Source organism: Rhizobium sp. 1399, assembly GCF_031455475.1.
GTDB lineage: Bacteria > Pseudomonadota > Alphaproteobacteria > Rhizobiales > Rhizobiaceae > Rhizobium.
Genome location: NZ_JAVDSU010000009.1, coordinates 265537 through 272975, shown reverse-complemented (window position 1 = coordinate 272975; position 7439 = coordinate 265537). Strand labels below are relative to the sequence as shown.

Below are 7439 nucleotides of genomic sequence, written 5' to 3'. Positions count from 1 at the left end.
TGCTGGAAGACATCGCTATCCTCACGGGCGGCACTGTCATCTCCGAAGACCTCGGCATCAAGCTCGAGTCCGTCACCCTCGACATGCTCGGCCGCACCAAGAAGGTCTCGATCTCCAAGGAAAACACCACGATCGTCGACGGCGCTGGCGCCAAGTCCGACATCGAAGGCCGTGTTGCCCAGATCAAGGCCCAGATCGAAGAAACCACCTCCGACTACGACCGCGAAAAGCTGCAGGAACGTCTTGCCAAGCTCGCTGGCGGCGTTGCCGTTATCCGCGTTGGCGGCTCGACGGAAATCGAAGTGAAGGAAAAGAAGGACCGCATCGACGACGCTCTCAACGCGACGCGCGCTGCTGTCGAAGAGGGTATCGTTCCTGGCGGCGGCACGGCCCTGCTGCGCTGCTCTATCGTTCTTAACGTCAAGGGCGAGAATGACGACCAGAATGCCGGCGTCAACATCATCCGCAAGGCGCTCCAGTCGCTGGTTCGCCAGATCGCCGAAAATGCCGGTGATGAAGGCTCGATCGTCGTCGGCCACATTCTCAAGAGCAATACAGACAACTACGGCTACAACGCCCAGACGTCCGAATATGGCGATATGATCGCCATGGGCATCGTCGACCCGGTCAAGGTCGTTCGTACGGCGCTGCAGAATGCGGCTTCGGTTGCCGGGCTTCTCGTGACCACGGAAGCCATGATCGCCGATATACCCAAGAAAGATTCCGCAGCAGGCGGCATGCCTGACATGGGCGGCATGATGTGAAGAAGTCGTTCCAGAAGCGCGTTCGCTGACACAAGACGTTGGCTGACACAAGGCAAGGGGGGCTCCGATTGATCGGGGCCTCCGACGTCCGGTTGGGCCGGTCGTCGTGCGCGGCCGTAGCGCTCCGGCAGATCGCGCCATGGCGCACTGGACCACAGCACCCGAAAGATGCCGTTCGTGGGGGAACTCGTGATCGCCGCCTGTGTTGTCGCGCTCGTTGCCTGGGTTGGGGCGCTGAAGCCGTTTCCGGGGTAGGGCACATTGCTGAAACCCCAGACGACATGGGTGCAACGCGGCGCTTGCTGACCTTCTCGCTTTCCGCACGGAATCCAGTTAAACGGGTGGGAACAACACGTTGCGAGGTTGTAAGCGATGGCTGGAAAAGCAGAATATACCGTGTTCCAGGGACGCGCAGGCGATCACAACGACCTGGCCATGCCGGGTGCGAAGGCGATCGGCGAGGAATTGGAACGCCGAACCGGCATTTCTCCTGCAGTGATCGGCACCCCGGAGCCCGCCGTGAATGGCGGATGGCGCGAAGAGCTCGATGCGGCCCTGCCGTCGCTCAGAGAGTTGCAGTCCCGGTTTGACGAGGTGTTGGCCGCAGGCGCGGCGTCGATCGCCGCCACCAGCCGGTGCGCGGTTTCGCTGGCAACCCTTCCAGCCGTTGCGAAGCACCATCCCGCGGCCTGCATCGTGTGGTTCGATGCACATGGCGATCTAAATCCACCAGAGGCCAGCCCCACCGGATATCTCGGCGGGCTGGCGCTTGCGGGGCCACTTGGCCTTTGGAATTCCGGTCTCGGTGCGGGTTTAAGCTTTGATCAGGTTGTTCTCGTCGGTCAACGTGACCTCGATCCGTATGAACTGGATCTGATCGCGAAACACGACATTCCGCATATCAAACCAGGAGCCGATCTCGCGACCGACCTTGGGAGCGCGATCGCCGGCCGCTCCGTCTATGTGCATTTCGACTGCGATGTCTTGGAGCCCGGCATCGTGCCGACAGATTACGAATTCGAAGGCGGCCTGTCGCTGGATGATGTGCGAGCCTGCTGCAAGGTTATCGCAGAACATGGCTTCGTCGGGATGGAAATTGCCGAGTTCCAGAACTCCTGGAAAGCTGGCGGGCCGCCAGTATCGCCGAGCGCTCTGCTCGATGCCTTGGAGCCAGTTTTGACGAAGGGCTCTCACTAAGCGAATGGCAGCTTAGGCCCTGAATCCTATCGCCTCCCTGCTGCGTGGATCATCCTGAAAGCAGACGTGCGAGCTCGCCTTCGATGGTAAGAGCCTGATTTCGTTTCTTGTTTGAACGGCGTGCCGGCTCTTTTGGCAACATGATCGAAAGGCGACATACGGTCAGCCGCCGCGTCTTAAACGTAAGTTTGGATTACGGGCGCCTGAGGGCGGCTGTAGTTGTTAGGGGCCGCCACCAAAGAGCGCTCGAAAACGGAAACGTCTGGAAACGTGAGGTTCGAGCGCCGGATCCATGCTGGTATGCGACATCCGCGTATTACCGAATGGACAGTGACAGGCTGGTGTCCACGCAACACAGGAGCGCGTCATGTCGCAGTTAGAAACAAAAGCCCGTAGCACGGGTCCGCAACAGACAAATATGTCCTCGCAGAACAGTTCGGCTCCCGGTGGAGCAAAGCCCGGCGAGCTGGTTCCGTCGCGCTATGCGCTTGATATCGGCGACATCGAGGTGATGGTGGTCAGCGATGGGGTTCTGCCGCTGCCAACCGCGATGTTGGGACACAACGCCGACCCGAAGGTGCGGGCCGGCTGGCTGGGCGACATGTTCCTGCCGCCGGACGCTTTCGACTGGTCGCTGAACGTGGTCGTGGTGCGTAGCGGCGCACAGACCATCCTCGTCGATGCGGGGCTCGGGATCGACCCGGACTTGAACCTGCCGCGGGCCGGACAGTTGATCAAGCGACTGGAGGCCGCAGGCATCGATCTTGGTTCCGTGACCGACGTTGTGCTGACCCACATGCACATGGACCATGTTGGCGGGCTGCTCGTCGAAGGGGTGAAGGAACGGCTGCGTCCGGACCTGCGCATCCATGTGGCCGCCGCCGAGGTCAAATTCTGGGAGGCGCCCGATTTCTCTCACGTCTCCATGCCGCCGGGCTTTCCGGACGCGCTTCGGGCAGCCGCCAAGCGGTTCGCCAAGGAGTACCAAAACCAGCTGCGGCTGTTCGATGAAGAATACGAGGTGGCGCCGGGTGTCGTCGTCTCCCGCACCGGTGGCCATACCCCCGGGCATAGCGTGGTCCGCGTGGCCTCCGGCGGCGACAAGCTGATGTTTGCCGGCGACGCCGTATTCGCGGTGGGCTTCGAACATCCCGACTGGTTCAACGGTTTCGAACACGACCCCGAAGAAGCGGTCCGCGTTCGGATCCGACTTCTGCGCGAACTGGCGGCGACCGGCGAACTGTTGGTGGCCACGCACCTGCCGTTCCCGTCCATCGGCCATGTGGCGGTCGACGGCGAAGCCTTTCGCTGGGTGCCGATCTTCTGGGACTACTGACGGGGTCGTGTCACGCCGCACCAGCTGAGTGTGGCACATATCCGGCTCAATCAGCGAGGCCCGGCGAATGCCCGGGCCTCGTTTCATTTTGGTGGCCGTATGCCGCTGGAGCCGTTCCGGGGCAGGAGCGCTCGCCTGGCATGACCTCACTTTGTCGGCTCGAAGCGAAGTATGCCGGCGACCCTCGCCTTGGTGCCGGAATCGGAGGGGTGGGAGACGCCATCCATGACCTGCACCTCCGGAAAGTCGAAGGGGCTGATGCCCTCGATGCAGGCGACATTGATGCCGAACTGGTTCGGATTCGAGCGGCGCTGGTGATGGGTATAGATGCCGCAGGTCTTGCAGAAATAATGCTTCGCCGTGCGGGTATTGAATTGATAGAGCGTCAGGTTGTCTTCGCCCTCTACGAACTCGATATCCGCAAGCTCAGCCGAGACGGCGATGGCGCCGCGCATGCGGCAGTAGGAGCAGGTGCAGCGGCGGATCGTATTGAATTCGTCCGCCAACCGGAGCCGGAATTTGACGCGGCCGCAGTGGCAGGCCGCATTATGCTCATGTCTCTCGTCGCTCATGATCCGCTTGTCTCTCTCAATGAAATCCCAAACTAGGCCCAGCGCTCGCAGAAGGCTTCGATATCGCTGGACTGAAAATCGGCGAGCCGTGCCATGATGGTCTCGAACGGCCAGTCCCACCAGGCGATCGCGGCAAGTTTTTCCGCAACGTTTCGCGAGAAGCGCTCGCGCAGGAACCTGGCGGGAACGCCGCCGACGATCGTATAGGGCGCAACGTCCTTGGTCACCACCGCGCCTGCCGCGAGCACGGCGCCGTCTCCAACCGTCACACCCGGAAGCACGATGACGCCGTGGCCGATCCAGACGTCATTGCCGATGATGGCGCGGTCCGCCTTTCGCTCGGCGAAGAAGGAGTGATCGCGCACGGCATCGGCGGAGTAATATTCCGGGCAATAGGTGAAGCGGTGCATCGACGGGCGGTCCATCGGGTGATTGGGCGCGCCGATCCGGACTTCCGCGGCGACGGCGCAGAATTTCCCGATCCTGGCATCACCGACGATGCAGCGCTGGCCGAGATAGGAATAATCCCCGAGTTCGACCGTGTGCAGGGAAGTATTCTCCAGGATCTCGCAGCATTTGCCGATGCTGGAATCCCTCAGGCTTGCCGTCGGGTGGATGACGGTCTCGGCGATCTTGGGGCGGTTTGGCTGGGTGGTCGAGTCCATGGGCAGTCTCCGGATTTCGGTCTGCCTAATCGGGAACGGTGAAGGATATGTGACGCAAGAACGCCGCGATGATCGGCGCACGTGTTCAATGGGCCATGGGTTGCCAGTCCGCCGACCGTGCCGAAGATTTCTGCGCAGAAGGCGTGATCCGCGTCCATTGCGCTCGCGCTATTCCCTCACAGCCCGAAAATGATCTGGCAGGTCGAGGTGTTCGACGGAAAGAACCCGTCTTCGCCAACCGGAACGACCCTGTCGCTCAGCGGCTTCACCCGCGTGATTATTCCGGATTTTGCGGTGACGGCGACGGTGCAGGACACTTCCTGATCATGTTCCGGTGAGAAGATCCGCTTGGTGAGGACCATGTTGCCGATGTATTCCGTCTGGTCATAGGTTCTTGCGGGTATCCGCACCATGCGCGATCGCTGCCAGGTCAGCACGGGCGCTCCGCCTGCAACGCTGCGGTCCGTCGGCGCCCCGAACTTGTCTTCGAATTTCGCGATCGGTTTGCCGCGCCACTGGCTGTCGATCTTGGTATAGGGGGCGGTCAGGGCGGTCCCGAGGTCATCCGAGAGCTTGGCGGCTCCAGCCTGAAGAGATTTGGCTGCGCCGCAGCCGCAAAGCAGCATCGGCAAGGCGGTGACGACAACAAGCTTTTTCAAAAGTCTCATTTCAAAATTCCGACTTCATAATGATTTCGATCACAGGGATTTTGGCCACAGGCATTTGCGATGACGACCGAATAGCAGCCGGCTATTAACAGGCGCCAAAAACTATCGGTAAAATTGAATATCGAAAAATACGTATAACTTCTGGCGGTATAAATGCCTCTGGCCAAGCCCTATGCCCTTGCGTTTGCACAGCCCGGGCGCTTCCTGTGCTCGGCAGGTTTGGCAGTCCGCCTCAAAGCTCAGTCTGCTTCGGGCCCACAGGTGTTGGAGCGTCGCGATACGCCATGCCAAAGGCGGTCATTCATCCGTCCCCTTTGCGACAAAACTCTATGAATTTGGCAAAATCCGCGCATATTCATCCAACGGTATGATACGCCGCCGGAGCAATCACTGCTGTGGATCGAAAGCTCGCAGCCATCCTTTCCGCCGATGTTGCCGGTTTCAGCCGCCTTACGGCGCTGGACGAGGAGGGCACGGTTCGTGCTCTCAACGCGTGCCTCAGCCAGATCGCCGAAATAGTGGGCGAGCATGACGGCCGCATCTTCGGCACTGCGGGTGACGGGTTTGTCGCCGAGTTCGCAAGCGCTGTTCAGGCTATCCGGTGCTCGGTCGAAATCCAGCGACGCCTCTCGAGCAATCCAAAAGACATCCCCGGGGATCGCCGCCTGGAGTTCCGCATCGGCGTCAATCTGGGTGACGTCATTGTGTCGGGTGACGATCTGGTCGGCGACGGCGTCAATATCGCCGCGCGCCTGCAGGAGATGGCGCCGCCGGCAGGCATATGCATTTCCGGGTCGGTACGCGAGCATCTCTATGGCAAGGTGCCGTTCACGCTGACGAGCCTTGGCGAACGCTCTATGAAGAATATCCCGAGGCCGATTTCCGTCTTTCGGGTCGACTGGCAGGAGGCGGCTGAAAGCGGGGAGGCCGGGCCAGGGCTAACGCCGTCACTTGCGCCGCGCTTCGGCAGAGACCAGCCGTCGATCGTCGTCATGCCCTTCGACAATCTCAGCGGTCAGGGCGATGAGTATTTCGTTGATGGGGTCGTGGAGGAAATCACCGCGGCGCTCTCGCGCGTTCGGGAGTTCTTCGTCATCGCGCGCCAGTCCGCCTTCACCTACAAGGGACGCTTCGTCGACGTGCGTGACCTCGGACGGGAACTCGGCGTCAACTACGTGGTCCAGGGTACGGTTCGGCGCGGAGGAGAGCGGCTGCGGATATCCGTGCAGCTGGTCGATACCGAGACGCGCATGCAGTTCTGGTCAGAGCGTTATGAGGGCGCGGCCGAGGACATATTCGAGCTTCAGGACAGGATCGCGGCTCAGGTGACCGGCGCCATCCATCCGGCCATCCAGAGTGCCGAAACCGAGCTGTCGAAGCGCAAGCCGCCCAGCAGCCTGCGCGCCTATGATCTCGTCATGCGCGCCTACCCGTATCTCTGGGGCCAGAGCAAGGCGACGAACGAGCGGGCAATACCGCTGCTTCTGGATGCCATCGCGATCGACCCTGCTTACGGCCGCGCCCACGCATTTCTGGCATGGTGCTACGCCCAGCACCTTGGCTACATCTGGACCGAGGAACCGGAGCGGGATCTGGAGCGGGCTTTAAAATCTGTCGAAGCCGCAGTGGGCTCCATCGATGATGATCCGACCGCCCTGACCGCCGTCGGCGGGGCACTCAGCCATTGCGGCGATCAGGAGCGGGCGGCGGCCTATCTTGAACGGGCGCTGGCGCTCGCCCCGAACAATGCCTGGGCATGGGCGCGCTATGGCTGGGTTGCAAGCTACAAGGGCGAGACTGGCGCTACGGAGCGGTTCGAACGGGCGCTGACGCTGAGCCCGGCGGATCCGCTTGCGTTCAACATGCGCATGGGCATGGCCCTGTCGCTCGCCATGGCCGGCTCCCTTTCGCAGGCCGTCGCAATTGCCCGGGAGGTCGTCAACAAACATCCCGATGTGACCTGGTGCTACCGGATGATGGCGGCCTGGGCGGCGATGAGCGGTGACGTGAAGACGGCCCGGTGGGCTGCGGGCAAGCTCATGGAGATCGAGCCGCATTTTACGATCGAGCGTTATTTGTCGAGGCCTGTGTTTCGGGGGGTGCCGCAATGGGCGGCCCAGACCGCCGAGGGTTTGCGACAGGCGGGCTTGCCTGAGCGCTGAGGGTGTTTTCGATCTTGCGGGAAACCGATGGGACGGGAGCGGACTTCGCGCCTCGTCCACGATCCGCCGGAAGCG

General features: G+C 61.6%; 7 protein-coding genes. 4 read left to right on the top strand and 3 right to left on the bottom strand.

The window, feature by feature from the left end:
- The 3 genes from groEL to J2X71_RS26260 form a co-directional block, all read left to right on the top strand.
- A partial coding sequence (gene groEL / locus J2X71_RS26270; RefSeq protein WP_310386679.1) for a chaperonin GroEL occupies positions 1-764 on the top strand: 764 nt, incomplete at its 5' end.
- Between the two features lie 372 nt (positions 765-1136).
- Positions 1137-1961, top strand: a complete 825-nt coding sequence (locus J2X71_RS26265) for an arginase family protein (RefSeq protein WP_310386677.1) — start codon at positions 1137-1139, stop codon at positions 1959-1961.
- 418 nt (positions 1962-2379) lie between these two features.
- Positions 2380-3297 (top strand): MBL fold metallo-hydrolase, encoded by a 918-nt coding sequence (locus J2X71_RS26260; RefSeq protein WP_310386708.1) that lies wholly within the window; start codon positions 2380-2382, stop codon positions 3295-3297.
- A gap of 146 nt (positions 3298-3443) precedes the next feature.
- Here the strand turns inward: J2X71_RS26260 and J2X71_RS26255 are convergent, their stop codons facing one another.
- From J2X71_RS26255 to J2X71_RS26245, 3 genes are all read right to left on the bottom strand, one after another.
- Positions 3444-3869 (bottom strand): GFA family protein, encoded by a 426-nt coding sequence (locus tag J2X71_RS26255; RefSeq protein WP_310386675.1) that lies wholly within the window; start codon positions 3867-3869, stop codon positions 3444-3446.
- Positions 3870-3901: 32 nt separating this feature from the next.
- Positions 3902-4534, bottom strand: a complete 633-nt coding sequence (locus tag J2X71_RS26250) for a DapH/DapD/GlmU-related protein (RefSeq protein WP_310386674.1) — start codon at positions 4532-4534, stop codon at positions 3902-3904.
- A gap of 176 nt (positions 4535-4710) precedes the next feature.
- Positions 4711-5202 (bottom strand): hypothetical protein, encoded by a 492-nt coding sequence (locus J2X71_RS26245; protein WP_310386672.1) that lies wholly within the window; start codon positions 5200-5202, stop codon positions 4711-4713.
- A gap of 395 nt (positions 5203-5597) precedes the next feature.
- On the opposite strand from J2X71_RS26245, the gene J2X71_RS26240 reads away from it, so the two are divergent.
- Positions 5598-7364, top strand: coding sequence for an adenylate/guanylate cyclase domain-containing protein (locus J2X71_RS26240; RefSeq protein WP_310386670.1), 1767 nt, complete (start codon positions 5598-5600; stop codon positions 7362-7364).
- Positions 7365-7439 lie beyond the last annotated feature (75 nt).

What these genes read in the sequence shown, in the direction of transcription:
- J2X71_RS26265 (WP_310386677.1), top strand. Translation starts at nt 1,137, where the DNA reads ATGGCTGGAAAAGCAGAATATACCGTGTTCCAGGGACGCGCAGGCGAT.
- J2X71_RS26245 (WP_310386672.1), bottom strand. Translation starts at nt 5,202, where the DNA reads ATGAGACTTTTGAAAAAGCTTGTTGTCGTCACCGCCTTGCCGATGCTG.
- J2X71_RS26250 (WP_310386674.1), bottom strand. Translation starts at nt 4,534, where the DNA reads ATGGACTCGACCACCCAGCCAAACCGCCCCAAGATCGCCGAGACCGTC.
- J2X71_RS26260 (WP_310386708.1), top strand. Translation starts at nt 2,380, where the DNA reads ATGTCCTCGCAGAACAGTTCGGCTCCCGGTGGAGCAAAGCCCGGCGAG.
- J2X71_RS26255 (WP_310386675.1), bottom strand. Translation starts at nt 3,869, where the DNA reads ATGAGCGACGAGAGACATGAGCATAATGCGGCCTGCCACTGCGGCCGC.